The organism is Amycolatopsis sp. NPDC004772, assembly GCF_053601215.1.
Genome location: NZ_JBSGBK010000078.1, coordinates 22,196 through 40,234 on the forward strand (window position 1 = coordinate 22,196; position 18,039 = coordinate 40,234).

The following is an 18,039-nucleotide window of genomic DNA, read 5'->3' on the forward strand; positions in this document are numbered from 1 at the left end:
CATCGGGTGACAGACGCCTCGCGGGAAGCGCGCGCGGCAGGCAGCATGGGCTCCGGACCTGTTCCCGACGTGATCGGAGCCCGGATGAACCGAACCGTGGCGGGACAGCGGCTGTCGGGTGCGGCCGCGCTGGCGGTGCTCGCGGCCGTGGTGGTCGCGACGCCGGCGCGAGCCGACTACTCCTCGGCGGACACGAACTACGCGGGCACCCAGATCGCGCGGCACGAGGGCGTTCACGGGACACCTCGCGCGGAGACGGTCGGGCAGACGCTGGGGCACGACGTCAGCGGGCACCAGGGCCCGGTCGACTGGGCCGCCGCGGCGGGTGCCGGGGCGAAGTTCACCTACGTCAAGGCGACCGAGGGCACCGGGTTCGTCAACCCGCAGTTCGGGCAGCAGTACGACGGCGCGCACGCGGCGGGCATCATCCGCGGCGCGTACCACTTCGCCCGCCCGGACGTCTCCGGCGGCGCCGAGCAGGCGGCGTACTTCATCGCCCACGGCGGCGGCTGGCGCCCGGACGGCACGACGCTGCCGGGCGCGCTGGACATCGAGTACAACCCGTACGGCGACGTCTGCTACGGCAAGAACCCGGCCGACCTGACGGCGTGGATCACCGACTTCACCCGCACCTACCTGGCGAAGGTCAAGCGCAGCGCGCTGATCTACACGAGCACGGCGTGGTGGAAGCGCTGCACCGGCAACACGAACCGCTTCGGCAACACCGACCCGCTGTGGCTGGCCCGCTACGGCCCCGAGGTCGGCGAGCTGCCGGCGGGGTGGGCGAAGCAGAGCATCTGGCAGTTCGCCCGGGGCGGCGGCCTGCCGGGGGACCAGAACTACTACAACGGCCCGATCGGCCGGGTCCAGGCGCTGGCGAAGGGTTAGCGCCACCACCCGCGCAGGTCCGGCCACGGCGGCCGGCGCACCATGGCGATCCCGGCGAGGGTGGCCGCGACCAGCCCGACACCGATGCCCAGCAGGGCGACGCGCGTGGCGTCCACCGCCGGCTCCCACTGGGCCTGGCCGTCGCGGACCGCGAACACGCCGACCGGCCGGTGGACCGGGATCACCGTGGTCCCGTCCGGGGTTTCGTACGGGTCGCCGAAGATGCGGGGTTCGGTCATGTCCGCCATCGAACCGGACACCGCCGCCGCTGACAAGATCGGACAAAACCTTGTCGCCTCCGTGACCGGCTGCTTACCATCGGCGGGCAGCTCGTCGACGTTCGTCCTTTGTGGACTCGGGAGGCGCCGTGCGCAGATTCGCCCTTCTCGCCGTGGTTTGCGCGGCCGTCTTCGCGTTCGCCCCGGGGGCCACCGGGGCGAGTCGGGCGTGGTTCACGTCGTGGGCGCAGTCGCAGGACGGCCGGGCCGACGCGGCCGTCACCGGGCAGACGCTGCGGATGATCACCCACCTCAGCCAGGGCGGCGACGCCGTGCGCGTCCGGCTCCAGAACACCTTCGGCGCCGGGCCGCTGACCATCGGGCACGCCACGGCCGGGCCGAGCGCGGGCGGCGCCGCCGTCACCTTCGCGCGCGACCTGACCTTCGCCGGCCGTCCCGCGGTCACGATTCCCGCCGGTGGCGAGGTGTGGAGCGACGAAACGAGGCTCGTGACGCGCCCGGATTCCGACCTCGCGGTGAGCATGTCGGTCGAGGGCACGGCCGTGCCCGGCCGCCACGGCGCGGCCTTGCGCGACAACTACCTGACGCCGCCGGGCTCGGGTGACCACGCCGGTGACGTCCCGGCCGGCGCGTTCACGGCCACGGTCGGGTCGACGTACGTGGTCAGCGCCGTTGACGTGCACAACGCGGCGCTGCAGGGCGTCGTCGTCCCGTTCGGCAGTTCGGTCGTCGACGGCATCGGCAGCACCAACTGCGGCCCGGGCTGCACCGAAGCCGGCACCAACCGCCGGTGGACCGACGACCTGGCGCGGCGGATCGTCGCCGCGGGCGCGCCGCTCGGCGTCGCCAACGCCGGCGTCTCCGGCACGACGAGCGCCCGGTCGTGCCCGGGCATGCCGCCGTCGGTCGCCGGCCTGGACGCGGCGAGCCGGCTGGACCGGGACGTCCTGGCGCTGCACGGCGTCCGGGCGGTCATCTACTACTACGGCACCAACGACCTGGCGTACGGCTGCGACGCGGCGACGATCCTCGACAGCTACCGCGCGGTGTTCGCGCGGCTGCGGGCCGCCGGGATCGCGGTGTACGTCACGCCCAGCACGCCGCGGCCGGGGTACGGCGACCAGGCGAATCTGGCCCGGCACGAGATCGCGCTGTTCGTGCAGCGCTGGAACACCTGCGGCGGCACGTGTTCGGGGGTCGTGGACTTCGACACCGTGCTGGCGGACCCGCTGAAGCCGAACAGCATCCTCCCGGCGTACGACAACGGCGACGGCATCCACGCCAACGCCGCCGGCCAGCAGGCGCTCGCGGACTTCGTCTCGGTGCCGATGCTCACCCGTTCCGGGCCGGTTGGCCACACGATGGGGTGACCGAGCGAGTCGGAGCGGCGCGGCTGTGCGTGCCGGTCAGCAGAGTACGTCCGGTGATGAACGAGTCGATGGACGACGCCGGGTGCTGCCTGCTGTCGGTGGCCTGGAACGTCGCCCCGCTGGCCGAAGGAGGCTCGGGCTCCCGCCGCGGCGACCTGCGGCGCACGGTGGTCGCGGTGTGCCGGACGGCGGGCCACGGCGCCCGTGACTGGGCCGCGCGCCACGGGGCCGGGACGGAAGCGGAGTACCGGCCGTTCCTGCAGCTCGCCGACGTCGCCTACGAGATCGCGACGCTGTTGCTGCTGGTGGAGGACTTCCTGGTCCCGGACCTGGAGCGCGAACACCGCCGCTGGGCGGAGATCGAAGAACTGACCGGCCGGCTGACGGAGCTGGCCGAGTGGACGGCGGCGTTCCTCTTGTCAGGCGCTCCCTTACGGCTGTAAGGTCGCGCCTGACAAAGGAGGCCGTCGATGGTGATCGCGCGTTGTTCCTTCTGTGCCAAGCCGAACACGGAGGTCGAAGTCCTGGTCGGTGGCCCGGGCGTGTTCATCTGCGACGGCTGCGTCGGGCTGTGCGTGTCGGTGATCGAAGGCAAGCCGGCGGACGCCCCGATGATCGCGCCGTGGGAGCACGACCTGCCGCTGGAGCAGGTGCTGTCCAACCTGGCCCCGGTGTCGGCGGCGAGCACCCAGGTCCAGCAGAACCTGGCGGCCTGGGTGGGCAAGGCCCGCGACCTGGGCGGCACGTGGTCCCAGATCGGCGAGGCCCTGGGGATGACCCGCCAGTCGGCGTGGGAGCGGTTCGCCTAGGAGCCGGCGGCGGCGCGTGTCGAGAACGCGCGGCCGGCTCCGACTGAGGGGCAGCGGCGGCCGACAAGGTCTGCCCCCAACCACGGAGCGTGAACATGACGAAGGTGACCGCCCAGATGTCGGTGTCCCTCGACGGCTTCTACACCGGGCCGCGGGACACCCGGCCTGACCAGGACATGAGCGGCTGGATGCGGGGCCCTGAAGCGCCCGGGTTCTTCCGGGTGACCCGGTGGGCCGTCGACGCCATGGCCTGGCGCGAGCGGCAGGGCTTCGCCGGCGGCGAACAGTCGGTCGACTCGGAGATCGTCGCCGAGACCTTCGCCGCGGCCGGGGCCTACGTCATGGGCCGGCGGATGTTCGACGCCGGCGAGGTCCCGTGGGGCGACGAACCGCCGTTCCGCGCCCCGGTGTTCGTCGTCACCCACCGGCCCCGCGCGGTGCTCGAACGCCAGGGCGGCACGTCCTTCACTTTCGTCACCGACGGCGTCGAGCGGGCCGTCGAGCTGGCCCGGGCCGCTGCCGGCGACAAGGACGTGGCGGTGGCCGGCGGCGGTGAGCTGCTGCGGCAGGTGCTGGCCGCCGGGTTGCTCGACCAGCTCGAGCTGCACATCGCGCCGGTGTTGCTGGGGGACGGCCAGCGCCTGTTCGGCCCCGAGCTCGGCCTCGGCGCGGACGACGGCATCGAGCTCGTCCCGGCCCGCGTCGTCGACACGCCCGGGGTGACCCACCTCCGCTATACCGTCACCGGACGGTCGAAGCTGGTGCTGGACGACCGCGGCGCCAGTGGTGACCTGGTCGGATCCGCCGAGACGGGCCAGTGGGAGAGGAGCGAACGGTGAAGTACATGCTGCTGATCTACGGCAACGAGGAAGCCTTCAACTCGGTGGGCGCGGAGACCCTCGCCGAGGTCATCCGCGAGACCGACGCCCTCAACCGGGAGCTGTTCGAGTCGGGCGAGCTGGTCGGGGCCTACGGCGTCGCCGACGAGGTGAACACCAAGATGGTCCGGGTCACCGGCGGGACGCCGGTGATGACCGACGGCCCCTACGCCGAGGCGAAGGAGTTCCTGGGCAGCTTCATGATCGTCGACTGCGACAGCATGGACCGGGCGCTGGAGATCGCGGCGCGGGCCCCGTCCGCGCGCTACTGGGGTGTCGAGGTCCGGCCGCTGATGCACGAGGCCGAAGTCGCGCCGTGACCGGCTGGCAGGCCGTCCGGCCGCTGGTCCCGGAGGTGCTCGGCGCGCTGGTGCGCCGCTACGGGCAGTTCGACGCCTGCGAGGACGCCGTCCAGGAAGCGCTGGTGGCGGCCGCGGCCCAGTGGCCGGTGGAGGGCTGGCCGGAGAACCCGCGGGCGTGGCTGGTGACGGTGGCCTCGCGCCGCCTCGCCGACCAGGTGCGCAGCGACACCGCTCGCCGCCGGCGGGAGGAAGCGGACGCCCTCCGCACTCCGCCCGCCGGTGGCGAGGTCGAAGCCGGCGACGACACGCTCACGCTGCTGTTCCTCTGCTGCCACCCGGCACTGACGCCGTCGTCGCAGATCGCGCTGACGCTGCGGGCGGTCGGCGGCCTGTCGACGGCGGAGATCGCGCGGGCGTTCCTCGTGCCCGAGGCGACCATGGCCCAGCGCATCAGCCGGGCCAAGCACCGCCTCAAGGGGGCCGGCTTCGCGCTGCCACCCCCGGCCGAGCAGGCGGCGCGCCTCGGCGCCGTGTTGCACGTGGTCTACCTCGTCTTCAACGAGGGCTACACGGCGACGTCGGGGACGCGGCTGGTGCGGGCCGAGCTGGCGGCCGAGGCGATCCGGCTGGCCCGCGAGCTGCACCGGCTGGTCCCCGCCGACGGCGAGGTGGCCGGGCTCCTGGCGTTGCTGTTGCTGACCGACGCCCGCCGCCCGGCCCGCACGGCCCCGGACGGATCCCTGGTCCCGCTCGGCGAGCAGGACCGCACGCGGTGGGACGCCAAGGCGATCGCCGAGGGCGTGGCGTTGGTGACCGGCGCCCTGGCGAGCGGCCCGGTCGGCCCATACCAGCTGCAGGCGGCGATCGCCGCGCTCCACGACGAGGCCCCGACGGCGGAAGCCACGGACTGGCCCCAGATTCTGGCGTTGTACACGCTCCTGGAGCGGGTGGCGCCCAACCCGGCGGTGACGCTCAACCGAGCGGTGGCACTGGCCGAGGTCCACGGCCCGGCGGCGGGCTTGGCCCTCCTCGAGGCGCTTTCGGCCGACGACCGCCTCTCGGCATCGCACCACCTGGTATCGGTGAGGGCCCACTTGCAGGAGCTGGCGGGCGACCACGACGCGGCCCGCGCCGGCTACCGCGAGGCAGCGCGGCGCACGACGAGCGAACCGGAGCGGCGCCACCTGCTGACCCGCGCCGCGCGACTTGGGTGAGGGGTCGCGCCCGCGGCTTGCCGGATCTCGTGACGTGCGGGCCGCCGGCGGCTTGCCGGATCTCCTGACCTGGGGCCCGCCGGTGGCCAAGCCAACGTGGCGCCGTTTCGCGGCCCAGACTTGCCACCGCGGCGGGAGCGAGCCCACACCGGCTATCGCGAGGCGGCCCACCCCACCACGAGCGAACCCGAGCGGCGCCACCTCCTGAGCCGCTCACCTCGGGTGACTCACCGCCCGAGCACCGCCCGCAGTGCGGGCTGGAGCCGGTCGCCGTGGGCGCGGACCATCGCGTCGCACAGTGAGAAGATCCGCTCCACCGGCAACGCCGCCGCCGTGGCCGGGTCGGCCATCGCCGCGTGGCGGATGTGGTGGGGGTTGTCCTCGATCGCCGCTCGGACGACCAGCTCGTTCACACTCAAGTACGTCCGGTTCAGCGCGGCCAGTTGCGGGGGCAGCTCGCCGATGCGGGTCGGGCGGAGGCCCGTGCCGTCGACCAGGCAGGGGACCTCGACCACGCCGCGCGACGGCAGGTTCTCGATCAAGCCCCGGTTGACCACGTTGCCGTACACCGTCCTCGGCGTTCCGGTCAGGACACTGTGGACGATCTGCGGGGCGTACTCGCCCGTGCCCTCCACCGGCAGCGGCTCGTCGGCCGCGATCGCCCGGCGGGTTCGCTCGTACTCGGCCTCGTTCTCCGCGACGATGGCCAGGTAGGCGCCGATCGGCAGCCGCAGGCGGTCGATTTCGGTGTCGTGCTTGAGGTACCAGGGCACGTACTCGGCCGAGTGCTCGCTCGTCTCCGTCGGGTAGTAGCCCAGCCGCCGCAGCATGTCGAACCGGACGCGCCGCCGCAGCTGCTCGTCGGACTCGGCCAGCTCGCGCAGCCGCGGGTAGAGGGAAGCGCCCGCGTGCTCGAAGCGCAGCACCCACGCCTGGTGGTTGACGCCGGCCGCGACGTAGGTCACCTCCTCGAACGGCACCCCGATCAGCCTGGCGAGCCCGTGCACCGTCCAGTACACCGAGTGGCACAGCCCGACGACCCGGGTCAGCCCGGTGGCTTCGCTCAGGTACTGGACGTTCATCGCCATCGGGTTCGTGTAGTTCAGCAGCCACGCCTCCGGGCAGACGTCGGCGATGTCCTCTCCGAGCGCCCGGAGGAAGGGGAACGTCCGCAGCGCGCGGAAGATCCCGCCGATGCCGAGGGTGTCGCCGATGGTCTGGTGCAGGCCGAACTCCTCCGGCACCTCGAAGTCGGTGCGCGTCGCCGCGCCCATCCCGATCTGGACCATGTTCACGACGAAGTCCGCGCCCGCAAGGGCTTCCCGGCGGTCGGCGTGCGCGGTGAGCACCGGTTTGACCCCCCGCACGGCGGCGATCCGCTGAGCCGCGGCCAGCGCGGTCGCCAGCCGGTCCGGGTCGATGTCGTGCAGGGCGACGTGCACGCCGTCCAGCTCGGGGTAGGTGAACAGGTCGGCGAGCAGGCCCTGGGTGAACACGACGCTGCCCGCGCCGACGAAGGTGATCTTGGGGGTCATCGGATTCCGATCAGGTTGGGAGGGAGGTCAGCCCTTGAGCCCGCTGGAGGTGACGGACTGGATGAACGTCTTCTGCGCGCCGAGGAAGGCCAGCAGCACCGGCAGCACGGTGATGACGTTGCCCGCCATCACCGCGGCCCAGTTCGTGTGGTGCTGGCCCTGGAACGTGGTGAGCCCCAATTGCAGCGTGTACGTCGTGTCGTGGTTGACCGCGATCAGCGGCCAGGTCAGGTCGTTCCAGGTGCTCAAGAACGTCAGCACGGCCACCGTGCTCAACGCGGGCCGGGACAGCGGAACGACGATGGTGAACAGCACGCGCAGCCGCGAACAGCCGTCGATCCACGCCGCCTCTTCGAGCTCACGGGGCAGCGACAGGAAGAACTGGCGCAGCAGGAACACCGCGAACGGCGTCACCAGCGACGGCACGATGAGCGCGCCGAGGGTGTCGATCAGGCCGAGCTCCTTCATCACCAGGAACGTCGGGATCATGGTGAGCTGGAACGGGATCGCCATCGTCGCGACCATCAGCGCGAGCAGCGCCCGCGAGCCGGTGAACCGCATCCGCGCGAACGCGTACCCGCCGAGCGTGCCGAACAGCAGGTTCGACACCACAGTGACCGCCGAGACGATCAGCGAGTTCGTGAACCAGCGCACGAACAACGCGTTGTCGAGGACGTAGCGGTACCCCGAGAAGTCCACATGGGACGGCCACAGCGCGGGCGGGAACCGGTTGATCTCGGCGTTGCTCATCACCGAGCTGAGCAGCAGCCATCCCAAGGGCGCCGCGAACACCAGTGCCAGCGGCACGAGCAGCAGGTGCCAGGGACTGAACGGCAGCCGGGGCCGGCGCAGCACGGGCAGCGCGGCGCGGGTCGCGGGTGCGTCGAGCCGGGCGGGTTGTGTGGTCATCGCAGGGCCTTCCCCGGTCGGCGCAGCACGCGCAGGACGGCCACGACGACCAGCAGGGCCAGCGCGAGCACGTAGGCCGACGCCGCGCCGTAACCGGCGGTGAAGTTCTTGAACGCCTGCTCCCAGACGAAGTAGACGATGACCGTGGTCGAGCCGAGCGGGCCGCCCTTGGTCGTCACGTACACCAGGTCGAACACCTGCAGCGACGTGATCAGCTGCCACAGCACGAGGAACGCCGTCACCGGGGTGACCGCGGGCAGCGTCACGTGCCGCAGCACCCGCCACGTCCCGGCGCCGTCCAGCCGCGCGGCCTCGACCAGCGACGGCGGGACGTCCTGGAGCGCCGCGAGGTACACCACGACGCAGAAGCCGGTGCCGCTCCACAGCGTGATGCCGACCAGCACCAGCAGCGCCTGCGCCGGGTCGGTCAGGAAGCCCTGCGGCGACACGCCGAGGTGGTGCAGCAGCGAGTTGGCCGCGCCGAACTGCGGGTCGAGGATGAAGGAGAACAGCACACCCTGGGCCGTCGCCGACAGCACGAAGGGCACGAACACGAGCGTCCGGTAGACGCCGACCAGGCGGATGCGCCGGTTCAGCGCCTGCGCCAGCAGGAACCCGAACAGGATGCTGAGCGGGACGTATAACACCGTGTACAGCACGGTGTTCCCGACGGCCTGGGCGAAGTGCGGGTCCTGGGCGAGCGCGGCGTAGTTGTCCAGGCCCACCCAGCGGCTCGGGGTCACCAGGTCGTCGGCCTGGAAGGACAGCACGAGCGACCAGGCCACCGGCACCACGCCGAGGCCGAGGATGATGAGCACGGCGGGGGAGACGTAGGCCCACGCGGCCGCGGTTTCGCGACGCCGCCGGCGTTGTATGGGTGTGACGGTGATGGGCCTCGGCAGTCCGGGCATGGCGGCTCCCTATCGCGGAATGATCAGGGCGGCGTTCGCGGCCGCGGCGCAGTCGCGCAGGGCGTCGGCCGGTGTCGCCCGGCCGAGCAGCACGGCGACGATCGCGGTGCCGAGCGCCGCCGACACCTGCGGGTAGGCCGGGTGCACCGGCCGGACGCGGGCGTTCTCCAGCGCGTCGACGAACACCGGCAGGCCCGGCGTTCCGGCGGTTTTCTCCTGCCACGCGGGCAGTTGCTGCGTCCGGCGGCTCAGCGGGAGGCTGCCCGCGCCGTCGTCCCAGCGGACGTCCTGGGCCGGGTCTGCCAGCCAGGACAGGAAGGTGCGGGCCGCCGCCACGCGTTCTTCGCCGTTGTCGAAGAGCGTCCAGGTGTCCGGGCCGGAGATGGTGACCGGGCGGCCGCTGAAGCTCGGCAGCGGCACGACCGCGTAGTCGACCCCGGCGTCGGTGATGTCGGGCAGCTGCCACGGCCCGGTCGGCACCATGCCGATGTGCCCGGCTTGGAACGCCTGGTACATCTGCTCGCTGCCGGTCTTGGGGTCGAGGTAGACGGCCTTCGCCGCGGCGAGGTCGCGGACCACCTCCAGGGCGCGGACGCCTTGGCCGGCGAACCCGATGCCGCGCCCGCCGGCGCCGATGACGTCGCCGCCGAGGTCCCACACCATCGGCCACAGCCGCCACACGGTGTCCTCGTCGCCGGTGGCCGGCCACGCGGTGCCGAAGGTGCCGTTGCCCGGGTCGGTGAGCTTCTTCGCCGTGGCGACGAACTCGGCCCACGTCCAGCCCGCGGCGGGCAGCGGGATCCCGGCGCCCGCGAACAGTTCCTTGTTGCACACCACGGCGAGGGAGTCGAGCAGCGCCGGGACCGCGCGGACGCGGCCGTTGACGGTGACCGCTTCCCGGGCGGGCGCCCAGAAGCCGGGGCCTGCGTCGACGAGGTCGGTGACGTCGACGACGCTGGGGCTGCGCGCCACGCTGGCGAGGTCCGAACCGAAGACGTAGGCGATGTCCGGGAACGACCCCGACGCGAGCGCCGCGGTGATCTTCTGCAGCATCGCGTCGGCGAGGACCCCGCCGCCCAGGTCGATCCGGATCCCGGGGTGGGTCCGGTGGAAGTCCGCGACGAGCTCGTCGAGAACCTTCTTGCCGGTGTCGGTCTGGCCGTGCCAGACCTCGACCGTGACCGGGCCCCCGGTGGCCCGCGCCGGGCCGCAGCCGGCGAGCGCGGCGCCGAGGGCCAGACCACCGGCGCCGCGCAGGAATCCGCGGCGGTCCATCAGCTCGTCTTGCGGGGGAAGGGGAAAGTCATCATCGCCGACTCCCGATGATGGTGGGCACGACCCCGCCTCGGACTCTCGCGTCCTGGCGACTCGGTCCGGGCTCGCGGTGGAACCGACATACCGGCTGGGCGTACCTCTGACGTCGGTGCTCCCGACGTGGACAGCAGTAAAGCGAGCGCGATCGAACGTGTCAAGGCGGGTCCTCAGCAGGTTTTGCGGACGTACCCGCTCGTCCCCTGGGGCACCACGTACAGGTCCCGCCGGACCATGCTGATCTTGTTCTTCCACGACGGGCAGCCCTTGCTCATGCCCGACGCGGTGTACTCGACGTCGACCACCCGGTTGTTGAACGGGCCCGCGTAGTCGGCGCACTCCTCGTACTCGCCGCATTCCTCGGTGACGGCGAAGTCGAGGCCGTTGGCGACCCGGTTGCCGGCCAGCTCGGGGGTGTTCTTCTGGGCGATGGCGAGGTTCTTGCCGTGGGCGTGGGCCGACAGCAGCTTGATGTACTCCTGCGCGTGCGTGGTGGTGAGCAGGTTCTTCGACCGCGAGTAGCTGTCGTAGTTGTCCGGCTCGATCGCCTGGTAGCCCTTCGACGCGCACGTGTCGATCCAGCTGCCGACCTTGGCCGCGACCCGCGAGCGCTTGTCGGCCGTGCGCAGGTCGAGCAGCGTCTCCTTCCAGTCCGGATCGACGACCTTGTTGCCGTTCGCGTCGCGCAGCAGCAGATCGCTCGGCCAGTCGCCGTCCGCGCCTTCCTGCGCCTGGAAAGCGTTGAGGTAGCAGATGTTGTACTTCCCGCTCGCCGGGGCCGCGGAGACGTCGCGGCTGACGATCTGCACCCCCGAGGGCGGGGTGTAGGCGCCGCCGATCTGGTAGTCGAACCCGGCGGCCTGCGGCGGGAGCGTGATCGCGGCCGACGCCGGTGCGGCGACCGCGGTGAGCGTGCCGACGGCCAGCGCGCCCGCGGCCGTGAAGGAGGCGAATCGCTTGCCGTGGACGGGGAAGGAACGCTTCATCCGGAACTCCGTCATCGTCGGGGCTGGTGACGGCGAAAGGTAGGCAGGACGGCGACCGCGGTCAACGAAACGCGCATTCGCGATGCGCGTTTCACCGGCCGGCGGCTTCGACCACGGTGACCCGGACCCCGGCCCGGCGGATCGCCGCGACCGCGCCGGGCGCGGCGGAGGAGTCGGTGATCACCTCGTGCACGTCCCGGATGTCCCCCATCCGGGCGAGGGTGGTGCGCCCGAGCTTGCTGCCGTCGGCCAGCACGATCACCCGCTGCGCGCGCCCCAGCATGGCGCGGTTGGTCCGGGCCTCGTTCTCGTCGTGGGTGGTGATGCCCGCCGTCGCGTCGATGCCGTCCACGCCGACGAACGCGGTGCCGACGCTGATCGAGGCCAGCACGTGCTCGGCCCAGGGCCCGACCAGCTCGTAGGACTGGGGCCGGGCGACCCCGCCGACGACGACCAGTTTCAGCCGGGGGTGCAGGGCCAGGTCCATCGCGATGTTCAACGCGTTCGTGACGACGGTCAGGTCCGCCCGGCCCGGCAGTTCCCTGGCGAGTTCGCTCGTGGTGGAGCCGCCGGTCAGGGCGAGGACGTGCGGCCCGGACGGCAGCGTGCGGATCGCCGCCTGCACGATGGCGCGTTTGGCGTCCCGGGACCGGTTTTCCCGGTAGGGCGGCGGCACTTCGGTCGTGCGACCCCGGGGCCGGGCGCCGCCGTGGGTGCGGGTCAGCAGCCGCTGTTCCTCCAGTTTGGCCAGATCACGCCGCAGCGTGGCGGAGGAGACGCCGAACCGGGCGCTGAGCTCGCCCACCTGCAGCGAGCCGGTGTCCGCGAGCACGCGCAGCAGCTCCGAGAGCCGTTCGGCCCGGGTGGTGCGCCGTTTCCGCGTGGACATGGGGCGAGCCTACGACAGCCGCCGAAACGCTCACTCCGAATGCGCATTTGGCCACCGAACCTTGCCCGCTCGCGCGGCGGCGGATGACTCTGCCGGAGGACGTCCTCGGACATCGGAGGCAACACTTATGCACAGCAACGGGCGGTCGTCCGGCGACAGCTGGACCGCACGGGAGATCGGGCAGCAGCCCGCCACCTGGCTCCGGGTGGCGGACGCCGTCCGGCGCGCCCGGCCGGACATCGAGCGGCTGATCGCCTTGCCCGGCCGGCGGATCGTGCTCACCGGGGCGGGCACTTCGGCGTTCGTCGGCCAGATCGTGGCCCGCGACCTCGCGCGCCGGCTCGGCCGGCCGGTCGAGGCCATCGCGACCACCGAGATCGTCGCCGACCCCCTGGCCGTGGTCGACGAGCGGCCGATCCTCCTGGTGTCCTTCGCACGCAGCGGCAACAGCCCCGAGTCCGTCGCGGCGGCGGACCTGCTGGACCGGCTGACCCCCGAGTTGGCGCACCTGGTGATCACCTGCGATCCGGCGGGCGAGCTGGCGCGGCGGTGGGCCGGTGCCGGCCGGTCCGTCGTGGTGTCCCTTCCGGACGAGGTCAACGACCGCGGATTCGCGATGACGTCCTCGTTCACCGGGATGGCCCTATCCGCCCTGCTCGCCTTCGGCGTGGACGTCGACGTCGAGGCGCTGGCCCGCGCCGGGACGGCCGTGCTCGGCGACGCCGCGGACCACGCGTCGGCGATCGCCGGCGCCAAGCCGGCCCGGCTGGTGTTCCTGGGCTCCGGGCCGCTGCGCGGGCTGGCCCGCGAGGCGGCGCTCAAGTGCCTGGAGCTGACCCGGGGTGAGGTGGTCGGCATCGCCGATTCCGCGCTGGGCTTCCGGCACGGCCCGAAATCGGTGCTCGACGAGCGCACCATCGCCGTCGTCTTCCTCTCCACCGATCCGCACACCCGGCAGTACGACGTCGACATCGCCCGCGAACTGGTGCTGTCGCTCGGCGAGGAGCGGGTGGTCGTGGTGGGTGACGGCACCGGAACCGGGGGTGCCCGGGTCTGGCCCGTGCCTTCGCCACCCGGCCTCCCCGTGGCCGGCCACGCCTTGCTCGCGGTGATCGCGGCCCAGACCACGGCGCTCGCCTGCTCGCTCGCCCTGGGCGTCACGCCGGACAACCCGTTCCCCGACGGTGAAGTGAACCGCGTGGTGCAGGGCGTGGTCATCCACGATTTCACTCCTCCGGAGGTGAGCTGACGTGTACCTCGGTGTCGACGGCGGTGGCACGAAAACGGCGTTCTGCTTGGTTAGCCCGGACGGCCGGGTGGTCGCGGAGGCCAGGACCGCGAGCGTGTACTACCTCAGCGACGGCCTGCAGATCGTGGAACCGTTGCTGCGCCAGGGGATCGGCGAAGTCTGTGCCGCCGCGGGCCTTCCGGTGCCGGACATCTCCTACGCCTTCTTCGGCCTGCCCGCCTACGGGGAGATCAGTGCCGACGTGCCGGTGCTCGACGCCATCCCCGGCCGGATCCTCGGCACCCGGAACTACCGTTGCGGCAACGACATGATCTGCGGCTGGGCCGGGTCACTGGGGGCGATCGACGGCATCAACGTCGTCGCCGGCACCGGCTCGATCGCCTACGGCGAGCACGACGGCAGGCAGTGGCGCGGTGGCGGCTGGAGCGAGCTGTTCGGCGATGAAGGCTCCGGCTACTGGGTCGCGATCCAGGGCCTGAACGCGTTCAGCCGCATGGTCGACGGACGGCTGCCCGCCGGCCCCCTCGTGGCGGAGCTGCGCCAGGCGCTGGGCCTCGCCGCCGACTTCGACGCGATCGACGTCGTCGTCAACCGCTGGCACGGCGACCGGGGCCGGATCGCGAGCCTGAGCAAGGTCGTGGTCCGGGCCGCGGACGCCGGGGACGCCGTCGCGACCGGAGTGTTGCGGGAGGCCGGGCGCGAGCTCGCCCTGCTCGTGGACGTCGGCCGGACGGCCCTCGGCTTCGAGGCCGGGCACAGCGTTCCGCTGTCGTACTCCGGCGGCGTGTTCGGGTCGGCGCACGTGCTGTCGTCGTTCCGCGACGCGCTGTCCCTCGAGTACGACCTGCGGGCGCCCCTGCTGGAACCGCACATCGGTGCCGCGCTCTACGCGGCGCGCCTGCACGGGCACCCGTTGCGGGCCGAGCAGGTCCACCCCACCGCGTCCCTGCCTCGCTGAGGAGCCGAAATGACCGGAACCGCCGTGTCCACCCGCACCTGGATCCCGTACGCGGGACTGCTGGTGCTGTTCTGGGGCGTGTGGGGCGCCTTTTCCAGCCTGCCCACCAAGCTCTACGCCTACCCCGACCCGATGGTGTACGTGGTGTGGGCGCTGACCATGCTCGTGCCCGCGTGGTTCTCGTTGCGGGGCAAGAAGTTCAGCCGGAGCCGGGTCGCGGCCGGCTACGGGCTGCTGATCGGGCTCACCGGCGCGGGTGGGCAGCTCGTGCTGTTCAAGGCCCTGACGATCGGGCCGGCCTACGTGATCTTCCCGATCGTCGCGCTCTCGCCCGCGGTCACCGTGCTGCTGGCCTTCGTCGCGCTGCGGGAACGGCTCGGCGGGTGGTCGTGGGCCGGGGTGCTGCTCGCGCTGGTCGCGGTCGTCCTGTTCTCCGTCTCGACCGGGGACGGCGGGGACAGCGGGTGGCTCTACCTGGTGCTGGCGGCCGGGGTGTGCGTGGCGTGGGGGGTGCAGGCGTTCTTCATGCGCAAGGCCGCGCTCGCCGGGGTCGACGACGCGTCGACGTTCGGCTGGATGACGATCAGCGGGCTGCTGCTGATCCCGGTCGCGGTGCTGATGATGGGCGGGCTCCCGCTGGGGTACCCGTGGCAGGCACCCGCGCTCACCGCGGGCACCCAGCTGCTCAACGCGGTCGGCGCGCTGTTCCTCGTGATGGCGATGAGCCGGGGCAAGGCGTCGATCGTGGCGCCGGTGACCAACGCCCTCGCGCCCGTGCTGACGATCGTCCTGTCGCTGCTGTTCTTCGGCGCCACCCCGACCGGGTTCCAGCTCGCGGGCATCGTGCTGGCCCTGGTCGGCTCGACCCTGATGGTGTACCGCGCGGAAGTGACCGCCGAGCCGTGACCGCCCGGATCCTGACGATCACCCTCAACCCCGCCATCGACGTGACCTACCGGGTGGACGTGCTGCGCCCGGGGGAGACCGTGCGGGTGCCGGACGTCCGGTCCCGCGCCGGCGGCAAAGGGGTCAACGTCGCGGCCGTGGTGCGCGAACTGGGCGGCGAGAGCGTGGTGCTGGCCCTGACCACCACCCGGACGCCGGACGAGTTCCGGGACGGCCTGGACCGCCTGGAGCTCGCGCACCGGCTCGTCCCGGCGCTGCCCGCGGTGCGGCGGACGGTGGCGGTGGTGACCCGCGCCGACGGCACGACCATGTTGCAGGAGAACGGCTTCCCGGCCGGCGCGACCGCGGAAACCGGCATCGTCGACGCGCTCGACGCCGAGCTGGCGGCCGGCGCGGGAGCCGTCGTGATCTCCGGCAGCGTCCCCGAGGGGCTGGGCGCCGACGTCCCCGCGAAGCTGGTCCGGCTGTGCACCCGGCACGGTGTGCCGGTCATCGCCGACGTTTCCGGCGCCGCCCTCCGCGAGGTCGTCGGAAGCGGTGCGGTGCTCATGCCGAACGAGGACGAGCTCGGGGACCTGGGCGGGCCCGGCGCCTGCCGGGACCTCGTGGCCGCGGGAGCACCCGCGGTGGTGGCGACCTGCGGTGCCGAAGGCGCGACGGCGGTGACCGCCCAGGGCGTCTGGCGGGCCCGGCCCGCCGAGGTGGTCACCGGCAATCCGGCCGGGGCCGGGGACGCGGGCGCCGCCGCGCTGGCCGGGCACCTGACCAGACTGTCCGAAGTGGACTGGACGGCGGCGCTCGCGGACGTCGTCGCCACGTCGGCCGCCGCGGTGCTGCGGCCGGTCGCCGGCGAGATCGACCTCGCGGCCAGGAACCGGTGGCTTCCGGCGGTGAACGTGGAGAGGATCCGATGAACTGGACGACCCTGCTGGACGACCTGCGTGCCCGGCGGCGCGCGATCGGGGCGTTCAACGCGATCCTGATCGAGCACGCCGAAGCCGTCGTGGCCGGCGCGGAGCGCAGCGGGTTCCCGGTGGTCCTGCAGATCTCGCAGAACGCCGTCCGCTACCACGGTTCGCTCGCGCCGTTCGCGCTCGCCTGCCTGCGGCTGGCCGAGACCGCGACCGTGCCCGTCCTGGTCCACCTCGACCACATCGAGGACGAGGAGCTCATCCGCGAGGGACTCGACCTGGGCATCACGTCGGTCATGTTCGACGCCGCCGCGTTGCCCTACGCCGAAAACGTGGCCCGGACGAAAGCGGTCGTCGAACGCTGCCACGCCGCGGGCTGCCGCGTCGAGGCGGAGCTCGGCGAGATCGGCGGGAAGGACGGCGCCCACGCTCCCGGGGTGCGCACGGACCCGGACGAGGCCCGCGAGTTCGTCGCGGCGACCGGCGTCGACTCCCTGGCCGTGGCCGTCGGCTCGGCGCACGCCATGGCCGACCGCAGCGCGGTGCTCGACGAGTCGCTGATCGCGGCGCTCGCGCACCGGGTCCCGGTGCCGCTGGTGCTGCACGGCTCGTCCGGCGTACCCGACGAAGGCCTGCGCGGGGCGGTGGCCAGCGGCATCGTGAAGGTCAACGTCGGCACCCGGTTGAACCAGGTGCTCACCGAAGCCGTGCGTTCGACGCTCGGATCGCACTCGGCGCTCACCGATCCTCGCCGCTACCTGGCCCCCGGCCGGGACGCGGTCCGGGACGAGGTGGCCCGGTTGCTCACCCTGCTCGCGTAGTGCGGCCATCCGGGTGGTGCACTCGGCCGTCGAGCTGAAACAGACTGCGCCGCAACACTTTCGGCCGAATCCCGTGTAACGCCGGGAACGCCGGCGCGACTCCCTGCTCGGAGCTCGTTCGGAGAATCCGTGCTGACGACGCCTTCGGGCGTGGAGGGAACGTGCACGCATGCAGATCACCGAAGTGCAGGTGGGGGACCGGGCGGCGGTCGTCAAGGTGCTGCTGGCCTGGATCGACCTCGCCCCGGGGGTGCTCAAAGCGCAGCCGAAGCGGCAGCTGAAGTACACCGATCGCGAGTACGTGGTCAAGGAGATCAAGTCGATGGCCGACGGCCTGGGCGGGGCGACGTCGGCCAAGGAACACTACTTCGTCGCCTCGCACGAGGACGAGGTCCTCGCGGTGATGAAGGTCGGGCTCTGGGGGAAGCTGGTGCTCCACCACATCATCGCCAAGCCCAAAGCCGAAAACGCGAAGTGGCCGGGCGGCGAGAGCCCGGTCAGCGCGCTGATGGCGAAGGCCGAGACCTACGCCGGCGACAACGGCAAGACGGTCGTCACCCTGAACGCCGAGGACCCGTCGCTGATCCCGCTGTACTTCTACTACGGCTACCGGTTGATCGACGCGCAACTGCAGGCCGAGGTGGCGGCCGCGCTCGGACTCGGCGAGGTCGGACCGGAGGGCTGGAAGGCCGCCTGCCGCGGGGTCCTCGGCGGGCTGAGCGGCGCGCCCGGCGACGAGTGGGGCGCGGCGATCGCCCGGATCGCCAGGGCCCGGCCGTCCCGGTTCGAGAAGGAGGAGATGCAGAAGCAGGTGGGTTAGCGGAAAGGGGCGGTGCCCTCCGCGGAGGGCACCGCCCCCCCGCCGGGGTTGGGGCCGGGCCCCCCGGGGGTTAACCGGGCGCCGAGATCGGCAGAGCACACCACATAAAGCCAGTAACAAAACAAAACAAAGG

At 72.4% G+C, this 18,039-nt stretch carries 20 protein-coding genes; 13 read left to right on the plus strand and 7 right to left on the minus strand.

What is annotated here, in order from left to right; translation table 11 throughout:
- Positions 1–84 precede the first annotated feature (84 nt).
- Positions 85–888: a GH25 family lysozyme gene (locus ACWEF6_RS33510; protein WP_449686611.1), complete on the plus strand. Its 804-nt coding sequence runs from the start codon at positions 85–87 to the stop codon at positions 886–888.
- On the opposite strand, the gene ACWEF6_RS33515 is transcribed toward ACWEF6_RS33510, so the two are convergent.
- A complete protein-coding gene (locus tag ACWEF6_RS33515; protein WP_449686612.1) occupies positions 885–1,127 on the minus strand; it encodes a hypothetical protein in 243 nt (80 codons plus the stop codon). The genes ACWEF6_RS33510 and ACWEF6_RS33515 overlap by 4 nt on opposite strands.
- Before the next feature lie 128 nt (positions 1,128–1,255).
- On the opposite strand from ACWEF6_RS33515, the gene ACWEF6_RS33520 reads away from it, so the two are divergent.
- The 6 genes from ACWEF6_RS33520 (at position 1,256) to ACWEF6_RS33545 (ending at position 5,700) form a co-directional block, all read left to right on the plus strand.
- Positions 1,256–2,497: a GDSL-type esterase/lipase family protein gene (locus tag ACWEF6_RS33520; protein ID WP_449686613.1), complete on the plus strand. Its 1,242-nt coding sequence runs from the start codon at positions 1,256–1,258 to the stop codon at positions 2,495–2,497.
- A 56-nt stretch (positions 2,498–2,553) separates the two neighbouring features.
- Entirely contained in the window at positions 2,554–2,940 is a 387-nt protein-coding gene (locus tag ACWEF6_RS33525) for a hypothetical protein (RefSeq protein ID WP_396136954.1), read from the plus strand.
- A gap of 30 nt (positions 2,941–2,970) precedes the next feature.
- Positions 2,971–3,306: a ClpX C4-type zinc finger protein gene (locus ACWEF6_RS33530; RefSeq protein WP_310973240.1), complete on the plus strand. Its 336-nt coding sequence runs from the start codon at positions 2,971–2,973 to the stop codon at positions 3,304–3,306.
- Between the two features lie 95 nt (positions 3,307–3,401).
- Positions 3,402–4,145 carry a dihydrofolate reductase family protein gene (locus tag ACWEF6_RS33535; RefSeq protein WP_449686614.1) on the plus strand — a complete coding sequence of 248 codons (744 nt, stop codon included), beginning with the start codon at positions 3,402–3,404 and terminating at the stop codon, positions 4,143–4,145.
- A 5-nt stretch (positions 4,146–4,150) separates the two neighbouring features.
- Entirely contained in the window at positions 4,151–4,504 is a 354-nt protein-coding gene (locus tag ACWEF6_RS33540) for a YciI family protein (protein ID WP_449686629.1), read from the plus strand.
- On the plus strand, positions 4,501–5,700 hold the full coding sequence (locus ACWEF6_RS33545) for an RNA polymerase sigma factor (RefSeq protein ID WP_449686615.1): 1,200 nt from the start codon (positions 4,501–4,503) through the stop codon (positions 5,698–5,700). Before ACWEF6_RS33540 ends, ACWEF6_RS33545 begins: the two co-directional genes overlap by 4 nt.
- A 227-nt stretch (positions 5,701–5,927) precedes the next feature.
- On the opposite strand, the gene melA is transcribed toward ACWEF6_RS33545, so the two are convergent.
- From melA to ACWEF6_RS33575, 6 genes are all read right to left on the minus strand, one after another.
- Positions 5,928–7,235, minus strand: a complete 1,308-nt coding sequence (melA, locus tag ACWEF6_RS33550) for an alpha-galactosidase (RefSeq protein ID WP_449686616.1) — start codon at positions 7,233–7,235, stop codon at positions 5,928–5,930.
- Positions 7,236–7,262: 27 nt separating this feature from the next.
- Positions 7,263–8,144, minus strand: a complete 882-nt coding sequence (locus ACWEF6_RS33555; protein WP_449686617.1) for a carbohydrate ABC transporter permease — start codon at positions 8,142–8,144, stop codon at positions 7,263–7,265.
- Positions 8,141–9,055: a carbohydrate ABC transporter permease gene (locus tag ACWEF6_RS33560; protein ID WP_449686618.1), complete on the minus strand. Its 915-nt coding sequence runs from the start codon at positions 9,053–9,055 to the stop codon at positions 8,141–8,143. Before ACWEF6_RS33560 ends, ACWEF6_RS33555 begins: the two co-directional genes overlap by 4 nt.
- A gap of 9 nt (positions 9,056–9,064) precedes the next feature.
- A complete protein-coding gene (locus ACWEF6_RS33565) occupies positions 9,065–10,330 on the minus strand; it encodes an ABC transporter substrate-binding protein (protein ID WP_449686619.1) in 1,266 nt (421 codons plus the stop codon).
- A 206-nt stretch (positions 10,331–10,536) separates the two neighbouring features.
- On the minus strand, positions 10,537–11,352 hold the full coding sequence (locus tag ACWEF6_RS33570; RefSeq protein WP_449686620.1) for an endo alpha-1,4 polygalactosaminidase: 816 nt from the start codon (positions 11,350–11,352) through the stop codon (positions 10,537–10,539).
- A 91-nt stretch (positions 11,353–11,443) separates the two neighbouring features.
- Positions 11,444–12,241 (minus strand): DeoR/GlpR family DNA-binding transcription regulator, encoded by a 798-nt coding sequence (locus tag ACWEF6_RS33575; RefSeq protein WP_449686621.1) that lies wholly within the window; start codon positions 12,239–12,241, stop codon positions 11,444–11,446.
- Positions 12,242–12,368: 127 nt separating this feature from the next.
- Between ACWEF6_RS33575 and ACWEF6_RS33580 the strand changes: the two genes are divergently transcribed.
- The 6 genes from ACWEF6_RS33580 (at position 12,369) to ACWEF6_RS33605 (ending at position 17,906) form a co-directional block, all read left to right on the plus strand.
- Positions 12,369–13,490: an SIS domain-containing protein gene (locus ACWEF6_RS33580; protein WP_449686622.1), complete on the plus strand. Its 1,122-nt coding sequence runs from the start codon at positions 12,369–12,371 to the stop codon at positions 13,488–13,490.
- A gap of 1 nt (position 13,491) precedes the next feature.
- Complete coding sequence (locus ACWEF6_RS33585; RefSeq protein ID WP_449686623.1) at positions 13,492–14,448, plus strand: N-acetylglucosamine kinase; 957 nt, start codon at positions 13,492–13,494, stop codon at positions 14,446–14,448.
- Between the two features lie 9 nt (positions 14,449–14,457).
- On the plus strand, positions 14,458–15,354 hold the full coding sequence (locus ACWEF6_RS33590) for a DMT family transporter (protein WP_449686624.1): 897 nt from the start codon (positions 14,458–14,460) through the stop codon (positions 15,352–15,354).
- The gene (locus ACWEF6_RS33595; RefSeq protein ID WP_449686625.1) at positions 15,351–16,268 is read left to right on the plus strand and encodes a 1-phosphofructokinase family hexose kinase; all 918 of its coding nucleotides are present in this window, start codon (positions 15,351–15,353) and stop codon (positions 16,266–16,268) included. Before ACWEF6_RS33590 ends, ACWEF6_RS33595 begins: the two co-directional genes overlap by 4 nt.
- A complete protein-coding gene (locus ACWEF6_RS33600) occupies positions 16,265–17,086 on the plus strand; it encodes a class II fructose-bisphosphate aldolase (RefSeq protein WP_449686626.1) in 822 nt (273 codons plus the stop codon). Before ACWEF6_RS33595 ends, ACWEF6_RS33600 begins: the two co-directional genes overlap by 4 nt.
- A 169-nt stretch (positions 17,087–17,255) precedes the next feature.
- Complete coding sequence (locus tag ACWEF6_RS33605) at positions 17,256–17,906, plus strand: hypothetical protein (protein ID WP_449686627.1); 651 nt, start codon at positions 17,256–17,258, stop codon at positions 17,904–17,906.
- Positions 17,907–18,039: the final 133 nt, after the last annotated feature.